22 protein-coding genes are annotated in these 24,675 nt (G+C 37.1%); 2 read left to right on the top strand and 20 right to left on the bottom strand.

Annotated features, from left to right (window positions below; genetic code table 11):
* Positions 1 to 2: 2 nt before the first annotated feature.
* From rpe to ACTWQB_RS08605, 12 genes are all read right to left on the bottom strand, one after another.
* Positions 3 to 653: a ribulose-phosphate 3-epimerase gene (rpe, locus tag ACTWQB_RS08660; protein WP_443138790.1), complete on the bottom strand. Its 651-nt coding sequence runs from the start codon at positions 651 to 653 to the stop codon at positions 3 to 5.
* A 2-nt stretch (positions 654 to 655) separates the two neighbouring features.
* Positions 656 to 1,537 carry a ribosome small subunit-dependent GTPase A gene (gene rsgA / locus ACTWQB_RS08655; protein ID WP_443138789.1) on the bottom strand — a complete coding sequence of 294 codons (882 nt, stop codon included), beginning with the start codon at positions 1,535 to 1,537 and terminating at the stop codon, positions 656 to 658.
* Complete coding sequence (gene pknB, locus ACTWQB_RS08650) at positions 1,538 to 3,598, bottom strand: Stk1 family PASTA domain-containing Ser/Thr kinase (RefSeq protein ID WP_443138788.1); 2,061 nt, start codon at positions 3,596 to 3,598, stop codon at positions 1,538 to 1,540. It abuts the gene before it with no gap.
* A complete protein-coding gene (locus ACTWQB_RS08645; protein WP_443138787.1) occupies positions 3,595 to 4,341 on the bottom strand; it encodes a Stp1/IreP family PP2C-type Ser/Thr phosphatase in 747 nt (248 codons plus the stop codon). The genes pknB and ACTWQB_RS08645 overlap by 4 nt, the downstream gene beginning before the upstream one ends.
* 26 nt (positions 4,342 to 4,367) lie before the next feature.
* On the bottom strand, positions 4,368 to 5,705 hold the full coding sequence (gene rsmB / locus ACTWQB_RS08640) for a 16S rRNA (cytosine(967)-C(5))-methyltransferase RsmB (RefSeq protein WP_443138786.1): 1,338 nt from the start codon (positions 5,703 to 5,705) through the stop codon (positions 4,368 to 4,370).
* 4 nt (positions 5,706 to 5,709) lie between these two features.
* Positions 5,710 to 6,648, bottom strand: a complete 939-nt coding sequence (gene fmt, locus ACTWQB_RS08635) for a methionyl-tRNA formyltransferase (protein ID WP_443138785.1) — start codon at positions 6,646 to 6,648, stop codon at positions 5,710 to 5,712.
* Between the two features lie 12 nt (positions 6,649 to 6,660).
* Positions 6,661 to 9,072 (bottom strand): primosomal protein N', encoded by a 2,412-nt coding sequence (gene priA / locus ACTWQB_RS08630; protein WP_443138784.1) that lies wholly within the window; start codon positions 9,070 to 9,072, stop codon positions 6,661 to 6,663.
* Positions 9,069 to 10,274: a bifunctional phosphopantothenoylcysteine decarboxylase/phosphopantothenate--cysteine ligase CoaBC gene (gene coaBC / locus ACTWQB_RS08625; RefSeq protein ID WP_443138783.1), complete on the bottom strand. Its 1,206-nt coding sequence runs from the start codon at positions 10,272 to 10,274 to the stop codon at positions 9,069 to 9,071. The genes priA and coaBC overlap by 4 nt, the downstream gene beginning before the upstream one ends.
* Positions 10,275 to 10,385: 111 nt before the next feature.
* Complete coding sequence (gene rpoZ, locus ACTWQB_RS08620) at positions 10,386 to 10,589, bottom strand: DNA-directed RNA polymerase subunit omega (protein WP_443138782.1); 204 nt, start codon at positions 10,587 to 10,589, stop codon at positions 10,386 to 10,388.
* Positions 10,586 to 11,206, bottom strand: a complete 621-nt coding sequence (gmk, locus tag ACTWQB_RS08615) for a guanylate kinase (RefSeq protein ID WP_443138781.1) — start codon at positions 11,204 to 11,206, stop codon at positions 10,586 to 10,588. The genes rpoZ and gmk overlap by 4 nt, the downstream gene beginning before the upstream one ends.
* A gap of 11 nt (positions 11,207 to 11,217) precedes the next feature.
* Positions 11,218 to 11,478, bottom strand: coding sequence for an extracellular matrix/biofilm regulator RemA (gene remA / locus ACTWQB_RS08610; RefSeq protein ID WP_054751566.1), 261 nt, complete (start codon positions 11,476 to 11,478; stop codon positions 11,218 to 11,220).
* Positions 11,479 to 11,575: 97 nt separating this feature from the next.
* On the bottom strand, positions 11,576 to 12,472 hold the full coding sequence (locus ACTWQB_RS08605; RefSeq protein WP_443138780.1) for a YicC/YloC family endoribonuclease: 897 nt from the start codon (positions 12,470 to 12,472) through the stop codon (positions 11,576 to 11,578).
* Between the two features lie 128 nt (positions 12,473 to 12,600).
* Here ACTWQB_RS08605 and ACTWQB_RS08600 point away from each other — a divergent pair, with 128 nt between their 5' ends.
* Positions 12,601 to 14,307, top strand: a complete 1,707-nt coding sequence (locus ACTWQB_RS08600) for an Rqc2 family fibronectin-binding protein (protein ID WP_443138779.1) — start codon at positions 12,601 to 12,603, stop codon at positions 14,305 to 14,307.
* 305 nt (positions 14,308 to 14,612) lie between these two features.
* Complete coding sequence (locus ACTWQB_RS08595; protein ID WP_443138778.1) at positions 14,613 to 15,005, top strand: hypothetical protein; 393 nt, start codon at positions 14,613 to 14,615, stop codon at positions 15,003 to 15,005.
* A 293-nt stretch (positions 15,006 to 15,298) separates the two neighbouring features.
* Here ACTWQB_RS08595 and pyrE read toward each other — a convergent pair whose 3' ends face one another.
* From pyrE to ACTWQB_RS08555, 8 genes are read right to left on the bottom strand one after another with little or no spacing between them, the layout of a single operon-like run.
* Positions 15,299 to 15,901 carry an orotate phosphoribosyltransferase gene (pyrE, locus tag ACTWQB_RS08590; protein WP_443138777.1) on the bottom strand — a complete coding sequence of 201 codons (603 nt, stop codon included), beginning with the start codon at positions 15,899 to 15,901 and terminating at the stop codon, positions 15,299 to 15,301.
* The gene (gene pyrF, locus ACTWQB_RS08585) at positions 15,876 to 16,592 is read right to left on the bottom strand and encodes an orotidine-5'-phosphate decarboxylase (protein WP_443138776.1); all 717 of its coding nucleotides are present in this window, start codon (positions 16,590 to 16,592) and stop codon (positions 15,876 to 15,878) included. The genes pyrE and pyrF overlap by 26 nt, the downstream gene beginning before the upstream one ends.
* Entirely contained in the window at positions 16,589 to 17,497 is a 909-nt protein-coding gene (locus tag ACTWQB_RS08580) for a dihydroorotate dehydrogenase (RefSeq protein ID WP_443138775.1), read from the bottom strand. The genes pyrF and ACTWQB_RS08580 overlap by 4 nt, the downstream gene beginning before the upstream one ends.
* Positions 17,494 to 18,255 (bottom strand): dihydroorotate dehydrogenase electron transfer subunit, encoded by a 762-nt coding sequence (locus tag ACTWQB_RS08575; protein WP_443138774.1) that lies wholly within the window; start codon positions 18,253 to 18,255, stop codon positions 17,494 to 17,496. The genes ACTWQB_RS08580 and ACTWQB_RS08575 overlap by 4 nt, the downstream gene beginning before the upstream one ends.
* Positions 18,256 to 21,456 carry a carbamoyl-phosphate synthase large subunit gene (gene carB / locus ACTWQB_RS08570; protein WP_443138773.1) on the bottom strand — a complete coding sequence of 1,067 codons (3,201 nt, stop codon included), beginning with the start codon at positions 21,454 to 21,456 and terminating at the stop codon, positions 18,256 to 18,258.
* Entirely contained in the window at positions 21,449 to 22,534 is a 1,086-nt protein-coding gene (locus ACTWQB_RS08565; RefSeq protein WP_443138772.1) for a carbamoyl phosphate synthase small subunit, read from the bottom strand. The genes carB and ACTWQB_RS08565 overlap by 8 nt, the downstream gene beginning before the upstream one ends.
* Complete coding sequence (locus tag ACTWQB_RS08560) at positions 22,527 to 23,801, bottom strand: dihydroorotase (RefSeq protein WP_443138771.1); 1,275 nt, start codon at positions 23,799 to 23,801, stop codon at positions 22,527 to 22,529. Before ACTWQB_RS08560 ends, ACTWQB_RS08565 begins: the two co-directional genes overlap by 8 nt.
* Entirely contained in the window at positions 23,785 to 24,675 is an 891-nt protein-coding gene (locus ACTWQB_RS08555; RefSeq protein ID WP_443138770.1) for an aspartate carbamoyltransferase catalytic subunit, read from the bottom strand. Before ACTWQB_RS08555 ends, ACTWQB_RS08560 begins: the two co-directional genes overlap by 17 nt.

The following is a 24,675-nucleotide window of genomic DNA, read 5'->3' as shown; positions in this document are numbered from 1 at the left end:
CCTTAATTAACAGAGTCTCTAATTACTTGGATTGCTTTTAAGCGATCTGGTTGATTATAAATGGCACTCCCAGCTACTAATACTTCAGCACCAGCATCAACACATTTTTTCGCTGTTTCTTTTTTCACTCCACCATCTACTTCAATTTCATATTGATATCCATGACTCTCTTTAAATGCTTTTAATTCTTCTATTTTTGATAATGTTGAGTCTATGAATGATTGTCCACCAAATCCAGGATTGACAGTCATAACTAGAACTAGATCAACATCATCTAAGACAGGTTTAATGGACTCTACTGGTGTTCCGGGGTTAATAACTACACCTGCTTTAACACCTTCGGCTTTAATTTGTTGTACGACTCGATGCAAGTGTGGGCAAGCCTCTTGATGAACGGAAATAATATCTGCTCCTGCTTTAGCAAATTGAGGTATATAATTTTCAGGACTTTCTATCATTAGATGTACATCTAATGGCAAATTTGTAATTGGTCTAATTGATTCAACAATTAAAGGACCAATGGTAATGTTGGGTACAAAATGGCCATCCATAACATCTATGTGGATGTAATCTGATCCTGATTCTACGTCTTTTACTTCTTCAGCTAATTTTGAAAAATCAGCGGATAAAATGGATGGTGCGATTTTCGTCATATTTAATACCTCGGCTTTCTTTGTTTTATTTCTTCAAAAAAGTTCTGATAATGGTCATATCTAAATTGTGCAATGTCACCATTCTCAACACCAGACTTTATAGCACATTTAGGTTCATTCATGTGTAAACAACCGCGAAACTTACATTCATCTTGATAGTCTAGAAACTCTCTGAAACAAAAACGTAAATCTTCAAGTTCAATTTCATTAAAGTCTAATGAGCTAAACCCTGGTGTATCTGCAACATATCCATCACCTATAGAATATAACTCAACATGACGGGTTGTATGTTTCCCACGCCCTAAACTCTTAGATATATTAGCAGTTTCAATATCCAATTCTCCATCTAACTTATTTAGTAGAGTTGATTTACCAACACCGGATTGTCCAGCAATAACTGATAATTTATTAGCTAAATGAGGGTAGATTTTTTCATCTAAATCATCCATTACTTTTGAAACAATTAACACCTCATAGCCAATTTTACGATAAATAGTAGCATAAAGATTAAGCTCATCTAGCTGATCGTCTGTTGTTAAATCCTCTTTAGTTAAGACAATTAACGGTTCTATGTCCTTGTACTCAATCAATACTAAAAATCGATCAAGTAATAGTGGATTAAATTCCGGTTCGACTACTGAGCTTACGATTATAGCCTGATCAATATTTGCAATAGGTGGTCTTACGAGCTCATTTTGGCGCTCTTTAATAGATACAATTGTACCTGTTGTATCAGATTGAGGGTCTACTTTAACATAATCACCTACTAGAGGGGTGATTTTCTTTTTTCTAAATAATCCTCTGCCCTTACATGTATAGACTTGGTTATCCGCTAATACATCATAAAACCCGCTCAATGCCTTAATTATTATTCCTTGAATCATTTATGGATTCTCTCCTGCTTCTTCATATGAAATTTCATCCTCATCATATAATTCTCCATCTCGATACACTTTATAAGTAGCACTTCCATTAGGTTCAATAATTAAATCTATATTAAATACTTCATCGCTACTAATCGCTTTTTCCAAATATAGATCGTCACTTCGATTAGCATCACTTACATAAATTTGTACAAACTGTTCTTGGTCTTGATTATTTCCATTTCCATTTCCGTTTCCATTTCCGTTTCCATTTCCGCTTCCATTTCCGTTTCCATTTCCGTTTCCGTTGCCGTTACTGTTACCATTATTACCCTCATTTGATGGTTCATAAGCAACCATCACTTGAACAGTGTGTTCAACTGGCTTTGGCTCTGGACCTTTAGAAATATAAACTTTTACGTCGTCCCCTTTTTGAAGTTCAGCATTAGCACCTGGTTCCTGTCTAATAACTTCCCCTTCCGGAACATTGTCTGAGAATTCTTCTTCAGTAGATAGCGTTAACTCTTGATCTTTAATGTATTGCTCAACCTCAGTAAGGGACCAACCCCTTAACGACTGTAGTGATATTGTTGGAGGGCCTGAACTAACATTAAAGATTACTTTTGTCTCCTCAGGTATAATTTGTTCTCCAGGATCTGGTTGAACTTGAGAAATGATCTCACCTTCAGGACGTTCTGAATTCTCATAATATGAAATAACCTCTTGATAACCACGCGACTCTAAATATCTTTTTGTCTGTTCAAATGAACGGCCAACGTAATCATCAAACTCGATTTTCTCGCGCCCCATACTTGTGTAGAGTGTCACGGTTGAACCTTCCTTAACCGTTGACCCGTTACTAGGAGATGAACGAATGACATAGTCTTCTTCGACTTCTTCAGAATAAATAGATTCTCTTTCAACCTCCAGCCCTAGCTCCGTAAGCTGTTTTAAAGCTTCATCATATCTTTGTTCAGAAACATCTGGTAATACAACATCGTTTGGTGCAAGCCATTTTGGTAAAAAGAAAAGTGCTATAATAACAGCCGTTAATATTAATGCAACAGCTGTTAATGTAATCGGAATCCACTTTTTCTTCTTTTTAGCTTGTTTATCTGCTTGCTCACCTGTATCCATGACTTTAGTGGTATCACGATTGGATGTATTCGAATCAAATGATTGGTCATCCTTAATTACGGGTATTGCCTTTGTTTCCTCACCATCTTCAAAAGGTACAATAAAGGGTTCTTCATCTTCCCTCTCTGGATCTAGCACAGTTTCTAAATCACGTTGCATTTCCTCTATGGATTGATAGCGTTGTAGTGGATCTTTAGCGGTTGCTTTTAACACAACGTTTTCTAAACTCTGTGGTACTAATGGATTAAATTCTCTAACTGATGGTGTATTTTCTTGCATATGCATTAAAGCAATTGACACAGCCGACTCACCGGAAAAAGGTAGCTGTCCAGTCAATAGTTCATATAAAACAATTCCTAATGAATAAATATCTGATTTCTTCGTGGCAGTTCCTCCACGTGCCTGTTCTGGTGACAAATAATGAACTGAACCTAATACATTATTTGTCTTAGTTAAAGACGTCGAGCTTAAGGCCATCGCAATTCCAAAATCGGTTATTTTAACTTGTCCATCTTGGTTTACCAATATGTTTTGCGGCTTGATATCTCTATGAATAATTCCATTCTCATGTGCATGAGCAATCGCAGAAGATAATTGCTTCATAATATGTACAGCTTCATCTACTGACACTGGACCGTGTTGTTGAATTTGTTGTTTCAATGTCATCCCTTCAACATATTCCATGACAATATAATAGATATCATCTTCTTGTCCGACATCATATAAATTAACTATATGATTATGAGAAAGACTAATCGTAGATTCGGCTTCTCTTCTAAATCGTTCAATGAACTCTCGATCATTCGAATATTCTAATCTTAAAATCTTCATCGCTACATTTCTTTGAAGTATTAAATCTCTTGCAAGGTATACTCTTGCCATTCCACCTCCACCAATTGGGCGGATTAGTTTGTAGCGATCATTGATGATTCTTCCTACCATCATTGTGTGTCACCCGCTTTACGTTGAACGAGAACGACTGAGATGTTATCCTCTCCACCATTCTCATTTGCAATCGAAACAAGTTTAGCTACTTGTTCTTCAATTGATAGATCCATGTTTAAAACTTCTAAGATATCATCTGTTGATAGCTTATTAGAAAGGCCATCTGAGCACGATAAAACGTAATCTTGATCATCCCATTCAAATAGATTTACATCAATACGTATATCTGATTCAGTACCAATAGCTTGCAACAAAACATTTTTCTTAGGATGGAATTCAGCTTCCTCTTCCGTGAGTTCCCCGTTATTAACTAACTGTTGGACAAAAGAATGATCTTCGGTTACTTGAACCGCTTCTTCTTTATTAACATGATATAAACGACTATCTCCAACATGAGCAACTATGACGACATCACTAAAATAAACCGTCGCAACTATTGTCGTCCCCATTCCATCACAATCATGATTTTCTTTGGAATAAGTATATACATGTTGGTTGGTTTCTTGAATTGAATCGATTAACCAAGTTTTTACCTCTTCAGGGCTATCAAACAAAACTGTTTGCTCCCATAATTCTTTCATATAATTAGAGGTTAATTCGCTAGCTATATCACCAGCCTTATGACCACCCATTCCATCAGCAATAATTGTCAACATCTGATTGGCTTGATTATAGAATACACCACCTGAGTCTTCATTGACTTTTCTAACTTTACCTACATCTGATACAAAACACACATTCATTCAAAGTTCACCTCATTTCAGACGAATTAGACTTTGACTAATCTCGTCAAGAAGAATCCGTCTGCATTAAAATCTTGTGGAAATATTTGAATTCCATAATCAGAAATTCCATCAAGCGATTGGCAACTTTCTGGTAACTGTTCGAAGAAAGTTGAATCGACCTTAAGCTCTGGATGCTCGTCTAAAAAAGATTTAATTTGTTCTTCATTTTCATGACGATCCACCGTACACGTACTATATACCAATGTTCCATTAGACTTTAATAATGGAAAAACTGATTCTAGTAACTCTCTTTGAATTTTGGCTAAGTCATAGATGTCATTTTCGGATTTATGATACTTAATGTCAGGCTTACTTCTTAGAACTCCTAGCCCTGAACATGGTGCATCCAACAATATTCTGTCAAACATTCCTTCCTCATGTACTTCATGTAAATGACGACTATCTTGGGAAGAACTATTAATAATTGTTAAATCTAGTTGCTCTGCTTTTTCCTTAACAAGCTTAACTTTTTTGTCATGTAAATCATATGCAAATATGACACCATCATTTCGCATTTTTTCTGCCAAATGAGTTGTCTTTCCTCCAGGTGCACTACACGCATCTAACACCATCATACCAGGTTGAGCATCTACCATTTCGGACACAAGCATTGACGTTTCATCTTGTATCGTAATCTCATTCGGAAACAGCTGACTATGTAATGGATTACCTGAAAGAATATTTAAACCTTGTTGGCTTAATTCGGAACGGTTTGTCTCTATTCCTTCTTCTTCAAGAATCTTTTCTACTTTTTCAACTGAGTTTTTTAATGGTTGTACTCTAATTGATATCTTCTTAGAGTCAAGATTCGATTCACACATATCTCTTGTAATGGATTCGCCGTACATGTTAACCCAACGCTTAACTAGCCAATAAGGATGGCTCGTTTCGACAGCGATTTTCTCAATCGGATCTTTTACTTCGTCTGTTTTTGGAACACCTTGACGTTGGACATTTCGAAGTACACCATTTACAAATCCACTCGTTCCTTTACCCCCACGCTTTTTCGCAATGGTGACTGATTCATTAATAACAGCATGGTCGGGCACTCTTTCTAAGTAAACCATTTGGTAAATAGACATATACAAGAGCCACTTAACCCAAGGCTTAGTTCTTTTCTTAACAAATGGATTTAAATAGTATTCAAGTGTTAGCTTTCTTTGTAACGTACCATAAACAATCTCTGTCAATAAGCCTTTATCTTGATTTGATAAATCATTATTAGAAATTGCTTGGTTAATTAAAATGTGGCTAAATCCACCACTTTCACCAACTTGATTAAGTAGTTTCAAAGCTATTTCTCTTACACTTTTCTTTGACATGAGATCATCCTAACTGTTTTCCTTCTTGGAAGTAATCACTTGATCCACGAAGGAAATCCTCTGCTTTGATTCGTTTTTTACCTGGTACCTGCAATTCAGTTATTTTAATCACTTTCTGATCACCTGTTGCAACTAATATGCCGTCATCTTCGATTTTAATAATAGTTCCTGGTGTTTCCTTTGCTTCTTCACTAATTTTAGTTACCCACCAAATTTTTATGTTTTGCTCTTCATATACGGTATAAGCAACTGGCCATGGATGAAGGCCTCTAACATGGTTATAAATTTCTTGTGCACTCTGATTCCAGTCAATTTTTTCTTGTTCACGTTTAATATTATATGCATAAGTAGCCTCATCATCATTTTGTTTTTGAGGTTTGATTGTTTCGTCAAACAATTCAGGTAGCGTATCGATTAATAATTCAGAGCCTATTGTTGAAAGTTTGTCATGTAGTGATCCGACATGATCTTCTTCATCAATTTTAATTGAACGTTGAGAAATAATATCTCCTGCATCCAGCGCTTCAGCCATATACATAATCGTAATTCCTGTCTCATCTTTACCTTGCATAATGGCATAGTGAATAGGTGCCCCACCTCGTAATTCAGGTAGTAGCGATGCATGAACATTCACGCAACCATATTTAGGACCTTCAAGAATTTCTTTAGGTAAAATTTGTCCATATGCTGCTGTTACAATTAAGTCAGGATTATAAGACAATAGGTCCTCATAATTATGTCTAATTTTTTCAGGTTGTAACACTGGTAGATTATATTTCAATGCTGTTTCTTTGACAGGTGGTGCTGTTAATTTTCTTTTCCTGCCTTTTGGTCGATCTGGTTGTGTGACAACCGCTACAACTTCATATTCAGATTTTATTAAAGCTTCAAGAACCGGCACACTAAAGTCAGGTGTGCCCATAAAGATAATTTTCTTCGTCATAATAATCCCTTCTTACATAAAATGATATGGTTCAAAATCAACGGTTAACTGCAATTGGTTTTGATTAATTTGTTTTTGAAAATGTTTCAGGACCTCTTCTAAGGCGCCGTTGACGTCTTCTCTTCTTTTATATTTTAACATGCATTGATAACGGTAGCGATCTTTAATCCGCAACATAGGCGAAGGTGTTGGGCCCATAAGCTGGCAATTCCCAGTCGTATGTTTAGAAATAATCGTAGCTACTTCATTAGCCACCTGTACAGCTTCAACATGGTTTTCATGAGAGATATTAATAAGTGCCAAATAATAATAAGGAGGATATTGAAATTGCCTTCTCACTTGCATTTCTCTATTAAAGAATGACTCATAATCATATTGGCTAGCATATTCTACACTGTAATGTTCAGGTGAGTACGTCTGAATCACTACCTCACCTGGTAATTCATGACGACCCGCTCGGCCACTTACTTGAGTTAATAATTGAAATGATTTTTCAGAAGCTCTGAAATCTGGTAAATGTAACATCGAATCAGCGGCAATCACTCCAACTAATGTGACATTTTCAAAATCCAACCCTTTAGCAATCATTTGAGTACCTAATAAAACATCAGCTTCACGGTTCCCAAACTTTTGAAGTAATTTTTCATGAGCACCTTTTCGGCTTGTTGTATCTACGTCCATACGGATTACTCGCGCATCAGGGAATTGTAAATTTAATGCTTCCTCAACCTTTTGTGTACCCGTTCCAAAAAATCGAATCGCATCACTCTCACAATTAGGGCAAATATTAGGCATTGGTCGCTCATCACTGCAATAATGGCATTTAAGCTTATGATGCTGTTGGTGATAAGTCATCGAAATATCACAATGGTCACAAGTAATCGTTTCACCACATTCACGGCACATTACAAATGTAGAATAACCTCTTCTATTCAACATAAGGACAACCTGCTCATTTCGATCTAATCTTTCATTTATTTTCTCCGTTAGTTGATCAGAGAACATAGAGCGATTACCATGAAGCAGTTCTTTTCTCATATCGACAATTTCAACTTCTGGCATGGCTTGTTCATTAACACGTTCTGTTAACTCCAACAGATGATAAACACCTTTTAGAGCACGAGCATAAGATTCTAGCGTTGGGGTCGCACTTCCTAATACAACTGGGCATTGATGCTCTGATGCGCGCTTTTTTGCAACTTCTCTTGCATGATATTTAGGATAATCTTCTTGTTTATAAGTCTGTTCATGCTCCTCATCAATTATAATAATACCTATATTTTCAAACGGTGCGAATATAGCAGACCTTGCACCCACTACGACTCGAACTTCTTTACGATGAATTTTTCGCCATTCATCATACTTTTCTCCTTGTGATAAACCACTATGAAGGACAGCTACGTCAGAACCAAATCTCGCTTTAAACCTTGAAACCATTTGTGGTGTTAACGCAATCTCAGGTACTAATACAATCGCTTCTTTCCCTAAATCGAGTACTCTTTGTATGGATTGAAGATAAACTTCTGTTTTACCACTTCCAGTCACACCATGAAGCAAAAATGTTTGATAGTATGTTTCATTAATTGAGTCAAGTATTGGTTCGATTGCTTTTTGTTGTAACTTAGTTAATGGTAATGGTTCGGTTGGCGATTGGTTTTTAGTCTCAAACGGGTCACGATAGACTTCTTTTTTAACAAGTGTTAATAAGCCCTTTTTGACTAGGGACTCAACTGGAGCTCTAGTCGTATTCAAATCATTCGTTAGATCTTTTAAGAATACAGATTCCTCTTGATGCAACATATAAGTCAAGACTTCACGTTGTTTTTTTGCTTGTAAACTCATATTCTCAAGCTCTTCGAGAATATGCATATCGTCTACGGCTTTTTCAACCGCAGTATAAGTTTTAACACGATTCTTCCCTTTTACAACATATTTAATATCAATCAGTTGTTCTTTTATGTATTGTTTAACTTGAGAATCCGTAATATGACTATCACTTAAATCAGAGAAAGGAAAAACCTCTCTTCCCTCAGCCACTTCTTGTAAAGGCTTAGGAAGAGAGTCAAGTTCATCCATAATCCAAACCTCTTTATCATATGATGCTTTAAATACAGCAGGAAGCATTGCTTGTAAAGCGGAAATTCTAAAGCATAAAGTTTCCTTTCTTAACCAAGAAGATAAATTTAATAATTCCTCAGTTAAGATAGGTGTATAATCCATCACCTCTTGGATTGGCTTTAACCGATCAAATTCGCTATGGTTGCTTAGGTCGACAACAAAGCCCATTACTTTTCTAGGTCCAAGTGGTACAATCACACGAACTCCAGGCTGAACAATGTCTAATAGGTGATTTGGTATTTCATAATCTAGTGCAGAATCCATTGGTGAAGCTGCAACATCTACCACAACTTTAGCAATTCTCAATTTGTTTCCCCCACCATATCATCAAGAAATATTTCGAATAGTTTCTTTGCTATCTTATGTTTTGGTCCTTTTGAAATGGATAAGTCTAATCCACTCTTTGTTATGACATGGACCTCATTTTGTTCTGACTTAAATCCAATTTCTTTATTGCCTATATCATTGATTACAATAGCATCTAAGTTTTTCTTAGTTAATTTTTTCTTTCCATACTCCTTAAGATGATCCGTTTCGGCTGCAAAACCAACTAAATATTGATTTTCTTTCTGCTCACCTAAAGTTTTCAATATATCTTTTGTTCTTTCTAGTTCTAGAACTAGAGGTCCATCTTGTTTTTTTAATTTCTTATTAGTAATTTCTTTAGGACGATAATCTGCTACAGCAGCTGATTTAATTACAATATCTTGATCTTTAAAACGCTCGTTAACAACTTCAAACATCTCATCAGCCGTTGTCACCGTGATTATATTCACACCCGAAACAGGGTTTTGGTTAACTGGACCTGAGACAAGCGTTACATTGGCACCTAATTCGTTTGCTACTTCAGCGAGTGAATACCCCATTTTTCCAGAAGAATGATTAGTAAAAAACCTAACCGCATCAACTGATTCCTGTGTAGGTCCCGCTGTTATTAATACGTTTTTGCCTTTTAAAGGTTTTGCTTGTGATTCGTTATTCTCTATTACTTTAATAATATTTTCAGGTTCTTCTAATCGACCTTTACCAACGTAACCACACGCTAAATAGCCATCTCCTGGTTCAATAAAGCGATAACCATATTTCTCTAGTGTTAATAAATTTTGTTTAACAGCAGGATGGTCATACATATGTACATTCATTGCAGGTGCAATATATACTGGTGCTGTCGTTGCTAGTAGTGTTGTTGTTAACATATCATCAGCAAGTCCATTAGCAATACGACCAAGTAGGTGGGCTGTAGCCGGAGCTAAGATGACAATGTCAGCCCAATCAGCTAAATCAATATGAGCAACTTTTTGTGGATTCTTTTCATCAAATGCATTTGTATAAACTGGATTTCGAGATAATGCCTGAAATGTTAAGGGTTGTACAAATTCTGTTGCGCCTTCTGTCATAATGACTTTAACTTCGGCACCACTTTGCACAAGCTTACTTGTCAGTGCACATGCTTTATAGGCTGCAATTCCACCTGAAACCCCTAGTAAGACTTTTTTTCCGTTTAACATAACTTGCTCCTCCAATAAACGATCGTTATATACCTATAGTTTAACACGAACGGTTATTAAAAAGAAAAACAACCTGACTGATCAGGTTGTTATCTTTACGACCTTATAAATTTAGACAACTTCTTCGTCTAATGTTAGTTTTTCATCCATGATTTCTTCAAGTGCAACACCAACATTTTTAGAAGACTTATGTTCTTCTACTAATGCTTGACCTTCTTCTTGAAGTTCTCTAGCTCTTTTAGCTGAGACAATTACAAGAGCATATTTAGAATTAATCTTCGTTAATAAGTTATCAACTGAAGGTTCTAAAATCACGACAATTCACTCCCTAATGCTTTTTTATACTGTTTAGAAACGCGTTCACGTTTACAGTGTTCACTAATCACAATAGATTGTATACGATGAACAGCTTTCTCGATTTCGTCATTTACCACTACGTAATCATAAGCATCCATCATCTCAATTTCTTTCCTAGCTTCTAACAGTCGATTACGGATTAAGTCCTCCGATTCCGTTCCTCTGTTAATAATACGATTCTTGAGCTCTTCTAAGCTTGGTGGGAATAAGAAAATATATACGCCTTGAGGAAAGCTTTCTCTTACTTTTAATGCTCCCTGTACTTCAATTTCAAGAAATACATCTTTACCTTCTTTTAAGGTATCTTCTACATATTGCTTAGGTGTGCCATAATAATTTCCCACATACTCAGCATACTCAATTAGTTCATCTTGTTCAATCATCTCTTCGAAGTGTTCTCGTGATTTAAAGAAATAATCAACACCATCTTGTTCACCTTCTCGAGGATTTCGAGTTGTAACAGAAATTGAATATTGTAAGTCTGAGTCTTCTTCGAATAACCGTTTTCTAACGGTTCCCTTCCCTACACCAGAAGGGCCAGATAAAATAAATAAAATCCCTTGCTCGTCCTTCAAAACTAGTCCTCCTAGTTATCAATGTTCATATCTTCATTAACGACACGTTGTCCAACAGTTTCTGGTTGAACTGCCGATAAAATTACATGATCGCTATCAGTTATAATAACTGCTCTTGTACGTCTTCCATATGTAGCATCAACTAACTTATTATTATCCCTTGCAACAGTAATAATTCGTTTGATCGGGGCTGACTCGGGTGACACAATCGAAATAATACGATTGGCTGAAACAACATTTCCGAACCCGATATTGATTAATTTTAAATTCATTCTATACTCCCCTAACTATAGATTTTATCATGATAAATTATCATATGTTTTTTCTATAAATACTATTATAGTCTAAAAATCATTAAAATCTCAAATATTATTCAATATTTTGTACTTGTTCTTTAATTTTCTCTATTTCACTTTTTAATGCTACTACAATCTGACTAATCTGAATATGGTTAGATTTAGATCCAATTGTGTTCGTCTCTCTTAATAGCTCTTGGGTGATAAAGTCAAGCTTTCTACCGATAGGCTGGTGCATTGCTAACGTATCTTCAACCTGTTCCACATGTGATAATAAACGTGTGATTTCCTCTGATATATCTGCTTTATCAACCAAGATCGCGACTTCTTGTACCACTCTTGATTCATCATGTTGGCCATCTTTCATATGTTCTTGAATACGATCTTGAATCTTAATTCTATATTCCTCTTGAAATGCTGGAATGTGATCTTTTAACTCAATTGTTAATCGTTTAATCTCACTAATCCTAGTAAGAACATCTTGCTTTAGCGCTTTGCCCTCTTCTTGACGCATTGCTTTAACTTGCTGTAGGACTTGTTCTAATGTATGAAGGACTTTCTCTTTTAATAATTCATCAACTTCACCTTGTTCAGTTTCTATGAAAATTCCTTCAAGTTGTAAAATATCTTCAAATTCAAGATCACCTGAAATAGATTTGCGTTCCTTTATGTCATCCAAGGCACTTAAATACTGATTAAGTAGATCCCAGTTAACTTGAATAGATTTACTCCTTACTCCTTCACCAGAAATATTTATGTAAAGCTCGACACGGCCACGGTTAAAATATTGACGAATCTTCTTCTTCATTGAGTCTTCTAACCTCAGAAATTCTCTTGGCATTTTAAATGAAAAATCTAAGAAACGATGGTTTACTGTTTTAACCTCAATGGAAATAGTCGTTTGATCAATCTTCTCTTCTATTTGACCAAATCCCGTCATGCTATTAACCAATTCATTCACCCACTTCACGATTTTAACAAAAATTACTACTTATACATTGTTTCACGAAATCATATAATTTTTCAATAGTTTTCCTTAATGCCTAACGTTTTAATTCTCATTCATGCTATACTATTCTTCGTATAGAGGTGATTATTATGGCATTCGACGGAATTGTCACTCGTGCCGTTTCTCATGAATTACATCATGAGCTCTCGAGTGGACGTATAACGAAAATTTACCAACCAACAGATACAGAACTTATTTTTACAGTACGTAAAAATGGTCAAAACAAACAACTCTTAGTATCTATTCATCCGAATTACTCTAGAGTTCATTTAACAGATGAGAAATTTAACAATCCTAAAGAGCCACCAATGTTTTGTATGGTACTGCGAAAACATTTAGGTGCGGGTTTTATTGAATCAATTGAACAAGTTGAACTTGAACGAATCATTCATATCTCAGTCAGAAGTAAAGATGAGATTGGTGATGACAAGAATAAAAAAATTATAATCGAAATCATGGGAAAGCATTCTAATGTCATCCTAGTCGATCCAGAACGCGACCTGATTTTAGACAGCTTTAAGCATATTAGTTCGTTACAAAATAGACACAGAGCCATTTTACCCGGCCAACCATACATCGAACCTCCAGAACAAGGTAAGATTAATCCTCTTAAATTAGATGGAGACAATTTTGTAAAAAAGTTAGATTTCAACCAAGGACGTATGGACAGGCAAATCCTTAATACTCTTATGGGTGTTTCACCAGCTGTAACAAAATCACTCGCAGACTTGGCGTATTTAGGAAATGAAGAAACGTACCAGAACGTCTTCAACGAATTTAAGTCGCAGCTCATGAATCACGATTATCAGCCGTTCATCACTATGGGTCAAAAAGATGATTTTCATGTACTTGATCTAGTTGCTGAAGGTGACGACAAATCCTATTTCAAGAGCACGAGTGAGATGCTGAATGAATTCTATAAAGGAAAAGCTGAACGTGACCGCGTTAAAGGTATGTCTCATGACTTGATGAGATATCTAAAGAATGAGCGAGACAAAAATGTTCGTAAAATTAAAAAGCACGAGAAGACACTAAAGAAAGCCGAGAAAGCAGATCGTTATCAAAAAAATGGCGAGTTACTCACGGCGCATATGCATATGGTGAAACCTGGTGACACCAGTGTGACGGTTGTGGATTATTACGACCCTGACCAAAAGGAATTAACCATTGAACTTGACCCAAATAAGACGCCAAGTCAAAATGCTCAACATTACTTCAAAAACTATCAAAAGCTTAAAAAGTCCAAGGAAGTTGTTTTAGTTGAAATTGATAAAGCTAAAGAAGAAATCGAATACTTCGAACGCCTGATCCAGCAATTAGAGCAAGCACGCGAAGAAGACCTTGAAGACATTCGTGAAGAACTCCAAGAACAAGGTTACTTTAAAGCCAAAACATCAAATAAAAAGAAGAAGAAAAAGAAAATTCAACCTGATTATTATCAAGCAACAGATGGTACTGAAATTGTTGTGGGACGTAATAATAAACAAAACGAATATGTCACTAATCGTTTAGCGAGTAAAGAAGATGTCTGGCTACACACGAAAGACATTCCTGGTTCACATGTGATTATTCGTTCAAAAGAACCAAGCGAAGAAACGGTTATTGAAGCAGCGACTATTGCCGCATTTTATAGCAAAGCAAAACTATCTTCATCCGTTCCTGTTGATTTCACCCAAGTCAAGCATGTGAGAAAACCCAACGGTGCAAAACCCGGTTACGTCATTTATGACAATCAACAAACTGTTTATGTCACACCTGATGAACAGATCGTTAAACAACTGAAACAAGATAATTAATCAAGAAGAAGACGATTATTAGGCAAATACACCTAATAATCGTCTTTTATTTTTTGTTAAGGAATATTGTCTGGCAAAACGCGTTAGTTGTACATGAAAAGCGGCGGTGTGTACGTGAAATCTCGTGAAGTGTAAGTCAAATGGGCCCAAGTGTACGTGAAATGCGGCGATGTGTACGTTAAACGAGCGTAAGTGTAATTGAAAAGCAAGGATTGACTCTCTAAACATGTATAATGTTTTTCATTTTATTATTATTGATAAACGATAAAAATATTGTATAATATAATAAAATGGGAGGTTGTGTTATGAAACGAATTATTGTTTTAATTATGTTTTTACTATTAATTGCAGGTTGCGCTTCAAATCAGGGAAAAGTTGAAACGCCCGAGGTTGCAATTAATGTGAAAAACGAGTCTTCTCTTCTTTTTAACGAAATTAGACTGATTATTTTTCAAGAGGGACATTTAAGTTCTACCCAGGGAGCAATGTTTGCAGATCAATCACCAATTGAAAAAGGTGATACGATGAATTTTTCTTTATATAAAGAAGACCCTATTAATTTTGAAGAAAAAATCAATGTAGATATGATTTTCTATCATAACAATAGTGAAGTCGCTAGTCGCGAATTAACCATTGACCTCAGTGATTCAAAAGAAGTTACGATTGAATTTAACGATTACCAATTGGTTGTAAGGTAAAGGGTTGTGACTATGAACTAAAACTAGAATAAGCCGTGTGTTAGGAGTAAAAATGGTATCCTAGCACTCGGCTCAAAATTCACACTAATTCCATAAGCACAACGATTGCTTAAGACTTGAATGTCGAGATCACACTCCTCTTCAGCGAAATCTCATCCCACTTCAGAAATCACATTCCGCTTCGGCGAAAATTCACCCCACTTCGGCGAGATCACACCCACTTCGGCGAGATCTCACACCGCTTTGGCGGAATCTCAATCAGCTTGTTGACCATATACTTAGATAAGTAACGTTTATAGTGAATCGCGCCAGTCTAGTAATTCGTCAACTTCTGTTTGACTAAATTGTCCTTCTACAGTTAATTCATCCAACAATCGATCAAACGTTAACAAACTATCCGACACATACCCTTCCTGATCCATGCTATCTAGACTCTTTTTCAGATTGTATGAAAAAATAGACACGATGCCTAACACATTTCCTCCAGCCTCTTTTACAGCGTTTGCTGCTTTTATGGAGCTTCCGCCGGTGGAGATTAAGTCTTCAATCACAAGTACTCGTTGTCCGTGTTCAATCTTGCCTTCAATTTGGTTGTTCATACCGTGGCTCTTTGCCTTACCTCTAACGTAGACCATAGGTAAATTCAACCGGTCAGCGACCCATGCTGCATGTGGGATTCCAGCTGTTGCGCAACCTGCAATGACCTCAACCTGTGAATACTCAGCTTTTATCCTCTCTACCATTTGATCGATTACTTCATTTCTAACGTCTGGATAAGATATAATTAAACGGTTATCACAATATATTGGAGATTTAATACCTGATGTCCAAGTAAAATAATTCTCTGTATCTAGTTTTAATGCTCCAATCTTAATTAATTGTTTTGCGATGCTCATAGTTCCACTCCCTTAAAGCTCGTTCATAAGCAGATTTTGGATCCTTCGCTTTTGTAATGCTACGCCCTATTACTAAATAGTTAGAATAGGTGGCTTCAGAAGGTGTTGAGACGCGCTTTTGATCGTGTGCATCGTCATCTTCTAATCGAATACCTGGTGTAAGAGTCAGAAACGATTCGCCACAAGATTCTTTTATCTGCTTTGCTTCCCAAACAGAACATACAACACCATCTAAACCCGCTCTCTTAGCTGATAAAGCATAAGAATCTACCACTTGTTCCATAGGGCGATCTATTAATAGTTCTTTTGATAACATTTCCTTACTAGTAGACGTTAATTGTGTCACCGCAATTAATTTAGGTGCTCGTTCACCACACACACCCACTAGACCGTCTTTAGCAGCTCTCATCATGTCTAAACCACCAGAAGCATGAACATTAACTAGATCGATTTCTAAAGCAGCTAAACTTTTCATCGATTGATAAACAGTATTGGGGATGTCGTGCAACTTCAAGTCTAAAAATATCGGATGACCTGAACCTTTTAACTCTTTTATTAATTCAGGCCCTTCTCTATAAAATAATTGCATGCCCACTTTTACTGGTACACCCTGCAATTGATTTATTTTCAAAAAACGGATCGCGTCATCTTTTGACTTAACATCTAATGCAATATAAATCTGCTTCTTCACGACATAACGGCCTCCCTTACCTCTTCAATTGAATGATAGCCGTACTTCTTTAAAACGGAAGGCAACTCCTCAATAATTTCTTTACATATATAAGGATTTTGAAAGTTGGCTGTCCCAACGGCAACTGCATTTGCACCTGCCATTAAAAATTCAAGCACATCTTCAGCCGTACAGATTCCTCCCATGCCGATAATTGGAAGAGACGTGTGTTGGCGTACTTGATGAATCATTCTAATCGCAATTGGTTTAATAGCTGGACCAGATAACCCGCCAGTTTCATTAGCTATTAATGGCTTTCTTGAGTTCAAATCTATTCTCATACCAGTTAATGTGTTGATCATGGCGAAACCGTCAGCACCCGCTTCTTCAATGGCTTTAGCAATACTAACAATATCCGTCACATTAGGTGATAATTTAACAAATAATGGTTTAGTGGTTGCACTTCTGACTCTGTTAGTAAGTTGATAGGCTAATTCTGGGTCTGTGCCGAACTGGATGCCACCTTCTTTAACGTTCGGGCATGATATATTTAACTCTAACGCCTTAATAGACTCTTCATTCGTTAATTTTTCAGTAACCTCTAAATATTCCTCTTCAGTACTCCCAGCAACATTTGCTATGACTGGTGTGTCAAACGACTTTAAGAAAGGTAATTCATTTTGAATAATTCCATCTACCCCAGGGTTTTGTAGGCCAATCGCATTAAGCATGCCTGACGGAGTCTCTGCAACACGTGGTGTCGGGTTCCCAAAGCGTGACTTTCCTGTAGCCGCTTTAATCACAATCGCACCTAACTCGTTTAGGTCATAAAATTCACTAAACTCTTTACCAAATCCAAAACAACCTGACGCAGGCATAATCGGATTTTTCAACTCTAGTCCACTGAAGTTCACTGATAGATTCATAAGGTCACCTCGCTTGATGAAAATACTGGGCCATCTTGGCATATTTTCACATATCCTTTATCATTATCGGCCTGGCAAACACAGGCAAAACACGCACCAACTCCGCACCCCATCCGTTCTTCAACTGATAAATATCCATGATGCTTATCTAATTTATGTTGTACCGCTCTTAGCATTCCTAGTGGTCCACATGAATAGTAAGAGTCAATTGGCAATTCTAACTGATCGATGGCTTCTGTCACTAGACCTTTAAAACCATATGTTCCATCATCTGTCGCAATATATGTCTCGGCAAATCTATTAAAATTAGTTTCATAAAATACTGCCCCCTTAGATTGGTAGCCTAGAATGGCAGTCACTTTATTAAAAGAACTCAGTTGTTTCACTAAATTATATAATGGTGGAACGCCAACACCGCCACCGACCACTAAAATGTGTTGATGTTCTACCGTTTTAATGTCAAAGCCATTTCCGATAGGTCCTAATACGTTAAGGAGTTCGCCTTTGTGACGTTCACTCAGCCATTTCGTGCCGTCACCAATTACTTTATAAATGATCACTAATTCGTTCGTTTCATAATCATAGTCAGCTATGGAAAAAGGGCGGCGCAGCATATGCGCGTTCCCTTCTCCAATTTTCATATGAACGAATTGTCCAGGCTGTTGAATCTGTTGAACCAGTGCACCTTCCACAATCAGTTCATAAGTTTCAAACGCAATTAATTGATTGGATTTAATCTTCATCAATTCTTGAATCATCTAAACTAACACCACCGATTCTGACTTAGGCATAGGTTTTGCAGTGAAGGTCATTGACTCAATGACACTTAGAATCGCCTTAGCAGTATCCAATGACGTTAGACAGGCAACACCATGTTCAACCGCTTCACGTCTAATTCTAAATCCATCAGTGTGTGGTTGCTTACCACGCGATAGTGTATTGATGACAAACTGAACTTTGCCTGATTCTATTAAATCGAGCAAGTTATTTTTCGTACCAATTTTATTGACTGTACGTACTGGGATGCCCATTGCTTCGATCACCTTCGCAGAGCCTTCTGTTGCATATAATTCAAATCCGATGGCATGAAAGCGACTCGCAATCGACTGCATTTCTCTTTTATCAGGATCTGCAACAGTAATGAGGACTGCTCCTTCAGTTGGAACTTTTAATCCTGAAGCAATAATCCCTTTATACAGTGCCTTTTCCAGTTGACGGTCTCGACCAATCACTTCTCCCGTTGACTTCATCTCTGGCCCTAACGTAATGTCGACACTTCTTAATTTCTCAAAAGAAAACACCGGAACTTTAACAGAGATTAAATCCTTCTCTGGGACAATACCGTCATCATATCCTAATTCTTTAAGTGACTTACCAAGCATGACTTGAGTCGCGATATTTGCCATCGTCACCCCTGTAATTTTACTTAAAAATGGAACCGTACGACTTGAGCGTGGATTAACTTCTAAGACATATACCTCGCCTTGATGATATACAAATTGAATGTTAATTAAACCAACAATTTGTAGCTCTTGAGCAATTTTTTTAGTGATATTTACACAACGGTCTTTAACCTCTTGTGTTATGTTTTGAGTTGGGTAGACAGCAATTGAATCACCCGAGTGTACACCTGCTCGTTCAATATGTTCCATGACTCCAGGAATCACAACCGTATGTCCATCACAGATCGCATCGACTTCTAATTCGGTTCCCGTTAAATAGCGATCGATTAAAACTGGTTTATCTTTATGAACCTCAACTGCGTATTTCATATAATGTCTTAAGTCGCTTTCATCGTATACTATCTCCATAGCACGACCACCGAGTACATAAGAAGGCCTTACTAATACTGGGAAACCCAGCTCCTTTGCTAAGCTAACGGCTTCTTCTTCACTTGTTGCAATTCGTGCCTCAGGTCTTGGTATGGATAATCCTTCTAGCATTTGTTCAAATTGATCACGGTCTTCAGCCATATCAATCGATTGTTTTGTTGTTCCTAAAATTGGAACGCCATACGCTTCAAGCCCATTGACTAATGAGATGGCTGTCTGCCCTCCAAACTGGACAATGACCCCTTCAGGCTGCTCTAAATCAATGACATTTAAAACATCTTCTAGTGTTAATGGTTCGAAGTAGAGTTTATCGGACACTTGAAAATCTGTTGATACGGTTTCAGGGTTATTGTTCATAATGATTGCTTCATATCCCGCTTCTTTAAGTGCTAAAACAGAATGAACCGTTGCATAATCAAATTCAATCCCTTGACCAATTCTGATTGGACCAGAGCCAATAACTAATATTTTCTTGCGTTTTGTAACGACAGATTCATTTTCGTCTTCATATGTGCTATAGAAATATGGTGTTTCGGATGTAAACTCAGCTGCGCAAGTATCAACCATTTTATAAACTGGTGTAAAGTCATTCATCACTCTAAACGAGCGAACCTCTTCTTCATTCGCCTGCCATAGCCTTGCAATCGTTTCATCCATAAACCCTTTTTGTTTCGCTTCATGTAAAAGGTCTAGATTCCAATGATTGTTTTCTAGTTTTTTCTCTAAGTCGATCATCCCTTTGATCTTGTATAGGAAGAACAGGTCAATTTCCGTATAATGATGCACATCTTCTAACGTAAAACCTCTTCTAAATGCTTCAGCAATTAAAAATAATCGTTCATCATCAGCCTTCTTGAGACGCTTCATTAAGGTTTCCATTGAGATCTGTTCAACTTTAGGTAAAGATAAATCATTCGTACAAATTTCTAATGAGCGAACAGATTTTAATAAGGATTCTTCTAAGTTACGCCCAATCCCCATCACTTCACCTGTTGCCTTCATCTGAGTTCCAAGTGTTCGGTTTGCAGCATGAAATTTATCAAATGGCCAACGAGGAATTTTAGTTACAACGTAGTCTAGAGCTGGTTCAAAGTGAGAATATGTAGACCCCGTAACTGGATTAATCATTTCATCTAAGGTTAGACCAACCGCTATCTTAGCTGCAATTCGTGCGATCGGATAGCCTGTTGCTTTTGAAGCTAATGCAGATGATCTGCTTACACGTGGATTAACCTCAATGACATAATAGTCAAAGCTGTTAGGATCTAAGGCTAATTGAACATTACAACCACCCTCAATTTGAAGTGCGCGAATAATTTTTAGTGAGACATTTCTAAGCATTTGATATTCCTGATCACTTAATGTTTGAGATGGAGCTACAACAATAGAATCGCCTGTATGAATACCGACCGGATCAATATTTTCCATGTTACACACAACAATTGCATGGTCTTCTCCATCACGCATAACTTCGTATTCTATTTCCTTAAAACCTGCGATACACTTTTCGATTAAACATTGATTAACTGGTGAAGCATCTAAACCATTTCGTACAATTTCAATTAGTTCTTTTTCAGTCTCACAAATACCTCCTCCTGTTCCACCCATCGTATAAGCAGGACGAATGATGACAGGATAACCAATCGAATTAGCGAATTGTCTTGCTTCATCTATTGATTGAACTATATCACTTTCTGGAACAGGCTGATTTAACTCGTACATCAAACTTCTAAACGAATCTCGATCTTCAGCTTGTTGAATGGCACTTAGCTTCGTACCTAATAACTCTACGTCATATTCTTCTAAGATTCCACGACGATCAAGCTCCATCGCCATATTCAACCCAGTCTGGCCCCCTAACGTTGGCAAAATAGCATCAGGTTGTTCTTTACGAATAATTTTTGTTAAAAATTCTGGCGTTAACGGCTCCATGTATATTTCATCTGCCATCGTATCATCCGTCATAATGGTAGCCGGATTTGAGTTAGCCAATACCACTTTGTAACCTTCTTCTTTTAATGCCTGACAAGCTTGAGTTCCTGCATAATCAAATTCTGCCGCTTGACCAATGATAATAGGGCCAGATCCGATGACGAGAATTTTTTCGATGTCTGTACGTTTAGGCATGAATAACTCCTCCTTTAATCTTGTCTAGAAATTGATCAAATAATGAGTTAGAATCATGTGGGCCAGGAGAACTTTCCGGATGATATTGAACTGAAAACACATCATATAGTTCATGCTCTAGGCCTTCGATTGTATTATCATTTAAAGCAATTTGAGTAACTGTTAGACTTGTTTGTGATAACGATTCTTTCGTTACTGAATAACCATGGTTTTGAGACGTCATCCAAACTTCCCCTGTTAGTAAGTCTTTAACTGGGTGATTGCTCCCCCTATGACCAAACTTCATTTTATGCGTATCCGCTCCAAACGCTAACGCAATTAGTTGGTGGCCTAGACAAATTCCAAACAATGGAACTTTCCCCATAAGGCCTTTCACGAGCTCAATACCTTCTTTCACATCTTTCGGATCTCCTGGACCATTTGATAACATCACACCGTCTGGTTTTAACTGGAGAATTTCGTCAGCCGTTGTGTTATATGGAACGACTGTGATATGACAATGTCGTTGCGTAAACTCTCTTAAGATTCCATGCTTCATACCAAAATCAACTAATACAATACGTTCACCCTTACCAGGTACGACATATGGTTTGACAGTTGAGACACGTTTTACTTGGTCACTTGGAAACTCATAAAGATTAAGTTGCTCTAACGCGTTATTAAAGTCTTCAATTGAATCAACCATGAAGCCTTTCATTGTACCTTTTTCTCGAATTTTTTTAACAAGACGTCTTGTATCAATGTTTGCTAAGCCTGGTATATTTTTATGCTTCAAATAATCATCTAGAGCCCATTCATTTCTAAAGTTGGACGGATATTCTGTACATTCTCTTACAATTAATCCCGAGATTGCTGGATTTATTGTCTCAAAATCATCTCGATTCACTCCGTAATTACCGATTAAAGGGTACGTCATGACAACAAACTGATCGCAATAAGAAGGGTCAGATAATGTTTCCTGATATCCTGTCATACCTGTGTTGAAAACCACTTCTCCATATTGCTCACAAACTTCAGCCCCAAAAGCTTTACCTTCAAATAATGTTCCATCTTCTAATAATAAGTATCGTTTAGACATGGATCTCATCCTTTCTATATACAACTTCACCTTCCACGATCGTTACCACTGGTAGCCCTTTAACTTTCCAGCCTTCAAATGGTGTATTGCGTCCCTTTGAGGCAAATTGAGATTTATCTATGGCTACTTCTTGATCTAAATCTATTAATACTAGATCGGCCGGTGCGCTAATAGATAACTTGCCATATGGAAGTCCGAAAACTTGAGACGGTTTTACTGTTAACCAATCAACGAGTTGTTTTAAGCTAAAAATTTTCTTTTTCACTAAATGTGTATATAAAAGTGGAAATGCCGTTTCTAAACCAACGATTCCAAAAGGAGAATTAAGGAATCCATTTGATTTTTCCTGCTCTGTATGAGGAGCGTGGTCAGTAGCGATACAATCAATTGTACCGTCTAATAAACCATCCACTAGAGCTTGACGATCGGCTTCTGATCTTAATGGTGGGTTCATTTTATAATTGGCATCATCAGATGGGATATGATCTTCAGACAACAATAAATGATGAGGGCTAACTTCAGCTGTTACAGGGATACCTGCGCGTTTAGCATCTCGAATCACACGTACCGCTTCTTTAGTGCTAACGTGACAAACATGGTAATGACAACCTGTTGCTTCTGATAATAAAACGTCTCGTGCTATTTGAACAGACTCACTAATAGAAGGAATACCAGGTAAGTTTAATTCTTGATTTTTCTCACCATCATGCATAACACCGTTGTATACAAGAGAGTTCTCTTCACAATGCGCAACAATTGATGCGTTAGAACGTTTTGCTTGTTTCATAGCTTTATACATCATATCTGCTGATTGAACTCCCACTCCATCATCAGTAAAAGCAAAAGCACCTTGATTTTTTAGAGCTTCAAAGTCTACTAATGTGCCTCCTAGTTGTTTTTTAGTAATAGCAGCATAAGGTAATACTCGAACATGGGCAGATTCGTTAATTCGATCTAATACGTTTTGTAATGTCTCTTGAGAGTCAGGTACAGGATTAGTATTAGGCATCGAACAAACAGTGGTAAAGCCACCACGAGCCGCTGCACGCGTCCCGGAAGCAATGGTTTCTTTAGACTCGCCACCTGGTTCACGTAAGTGAATGTGTACATCAACAAAGCCTGGGAATAAGTACTGTCCGTTCGCATCAATTATTTCATCAGATGTTTCACTTAAGTTTTTACCAATTGAAGCGATCTTTCCTCTTTCAATAAATACATCAACAGCTCCATGATCTAATAGATTTGCGTTTTTAATGAGTAAGGTCATACGATATTCCTCCTTTATTTAGGCAAGCATGAATAATTGCCTGTCGAACTGCAACACCATTGGTCATTTGCTTAAAAATTCTTGAACGTTTACATTCAACTAATGATGAGTCAATCTCCATTCCACGATTAATCGGCGCAGGATGCATAATAATGGCATTGGGCTTCATGAGCTTCTCTCGTTCGACTGTTAAACCATAGTGTTTTAGGTAATGTTGATCATCCTTATATTCTTCATGTCGTTCTTTTTGCACTCTTAGAAGCATTAACACATCTGCTATTTCCACCGCTTCATTCATACTAATGTAATCAAAAGATAAGGAGTGATCTTGCCATTCGGGTTTAGATACTAGTAAGACTTTAGCTCCCAACCTCTCAAGTGCATATGCATTAGATCTTGCAACCCGGCTATGAAGAATATCTCCACAAATTACAACTTGTAATCCTTCAAATGAGCCAAACTCCTGTTGAATTGTCAATAAGTCTAGTAAACTCTGTGTCGGATGTTCACCTGTCCCATCACCTGCGTTAATAACGGGAATTGAAAGGTTCATTAGCTCTTCATAATAGCGCTCTTTATGGTGCCTAATGACAACAAAATCCGCACCAATTGCTTCCATTGTTTTAACAGTGTCATATAAAGATTCACCCTTAGTGACACTAGAAGTCTCAGGGGTAAATGTTAATAGGTCTACCCCTGACTTCTTACAAGCCATCTCAAAGCTCATTTTCGTTCGTGTTGATGGTTCATAAAATAACAGAGCGGCTGTCAGGTCCAAAAAAGGGGGGTGTCGCTGCTCTTGTATTACTTGTGCTTCATCTAGAATTCTAAAAATCTTTTCATTCGATAAATCGTTGATAGATAATAAATTCAT

The sequence above is a fragment of the Piscibacillus sp. B03 genome (genome assembly GCF_052246295.1).
In the GTDB taxonomy this organism is placed as follows: domain Bacteria; phylum Bacillota; class Bacilli; order Bacillales; family Alkalibacillaceae; genus Piscibacillus.
The sequence above is the reverse complement of the archived record's forward strand: the minus strand, read 5'-3'. Positions and strand labels throughout refer to the sequence as shown.

Coding starts and splice junctions, on each gene's coding strand:
- rpe (WP_443138790.1), bottom strand. CDS start 653: ATGACGAAAATCGCACCATCCATTTTATCCGCTGATTTTTCAAAATTA.
- rsgA (WP_443138789.1), bottom strand. CDS start 1,537: ATGATTCAAGGAATAATAATTAAGGCATTGAGCGGGTTTTATGATGTA.
- pknB (WP_443138788.1), bottom strand. CDS start 3,598: ATGATGGTAGGAAGAATCATCAATGATCGCTACAAACTAATCCGCCCA.
- ACTWQB_RS08645 (WP_443138787.1), bottom strand. CDS start 4,341: ATGAATGTGTGTTTTGTATCAGATGTAGGTAAAGTTAGAAAAGTCAAT.
- rsmB (WP_443138786.1), bottom strand. CDS start 5,705: ATGTCAAAGAAAAGTGTAAGAGAAATAGCTTTGAAACTACTTAATCAA.
- fmt (WP_443138785.1), bottom strand. CDS start 6,648: ATGACGAAGAAAATTATCTTTATGGGCACACCTGACTTTAGTGTGCCG.
- coaBC (WP_443138783.1), bottom strand. CDS start 10,274: ATGTTAAACGGAAAAAAAGTCTTACTAGGGGTTTCAGGTGGAATTGCA.
- remA (WP_054751566.1), bottom strand. CDS start 11,478: ATGAATTTAAAATTAATCAATATCGGGTTCGGAAATGTTGTTTCAGCC.
- ACTWQB_RS08600 (WP_443138779.1), top strand. CDS start 12,601: ATGGCATTCGACGGAATTGTCACTCGTGCCGTTTCTCATGAATTACAT.
- ACTWQB_RS08595 (WP_443138778.1), top strand. CDS start 14,613: ATGAAACGAATTATTGTTTTAATTATGTTTTTACTATTAATTGCAGGT.
- pyrE (WP_443138777.1), bottom strand. CDS start 15,901: ATGAGCATCGCAAAACAATTAATTAAGATTGGAGCATTAAAACTAGAT.
- ACTWQB_RS08580 (WP_443138775.1), bottom strand. CDS start 17,497: ATGAATCTATCAGTGAACTTCAGTGGACTAGAGTTGAAAAATCCGATT.
- ACTWQB_RS08575 (WP_443138774.1), bottom strand. CDS start 18,255: ATGATTCAAGAATTGATGAAGATTAAATCCAATCAATTAATTGCGTTT.
- carB (WP_443138773.1), bottom strand. CDS start 21,456: ATGCCTAAACGTACAGACATCGAAAAAATTCTCGTCATCGGATCTGGC.
- ACTWQB_RS08565 (WP_443138772.1), bottom strand. CDS start 22,534: ATGTCTAAACGATACTTATTATTAGAAGATGGAACATTATTTGAAGGT.
- ACTWQB_RS08560 (WP_443138771.1), bottom strand. CDS start 23,801: ATGACCTTACTCATTAAAAACGCAAATCTATTAGATCATGGAGCTGTT.
- ACTWQB_RS08555 (WP_443138770.1), bottom strand. CDS start 24,675: ATGAATTTATTATCTATCAACGATTTATCGAATGAAAAGATTTTTAGA.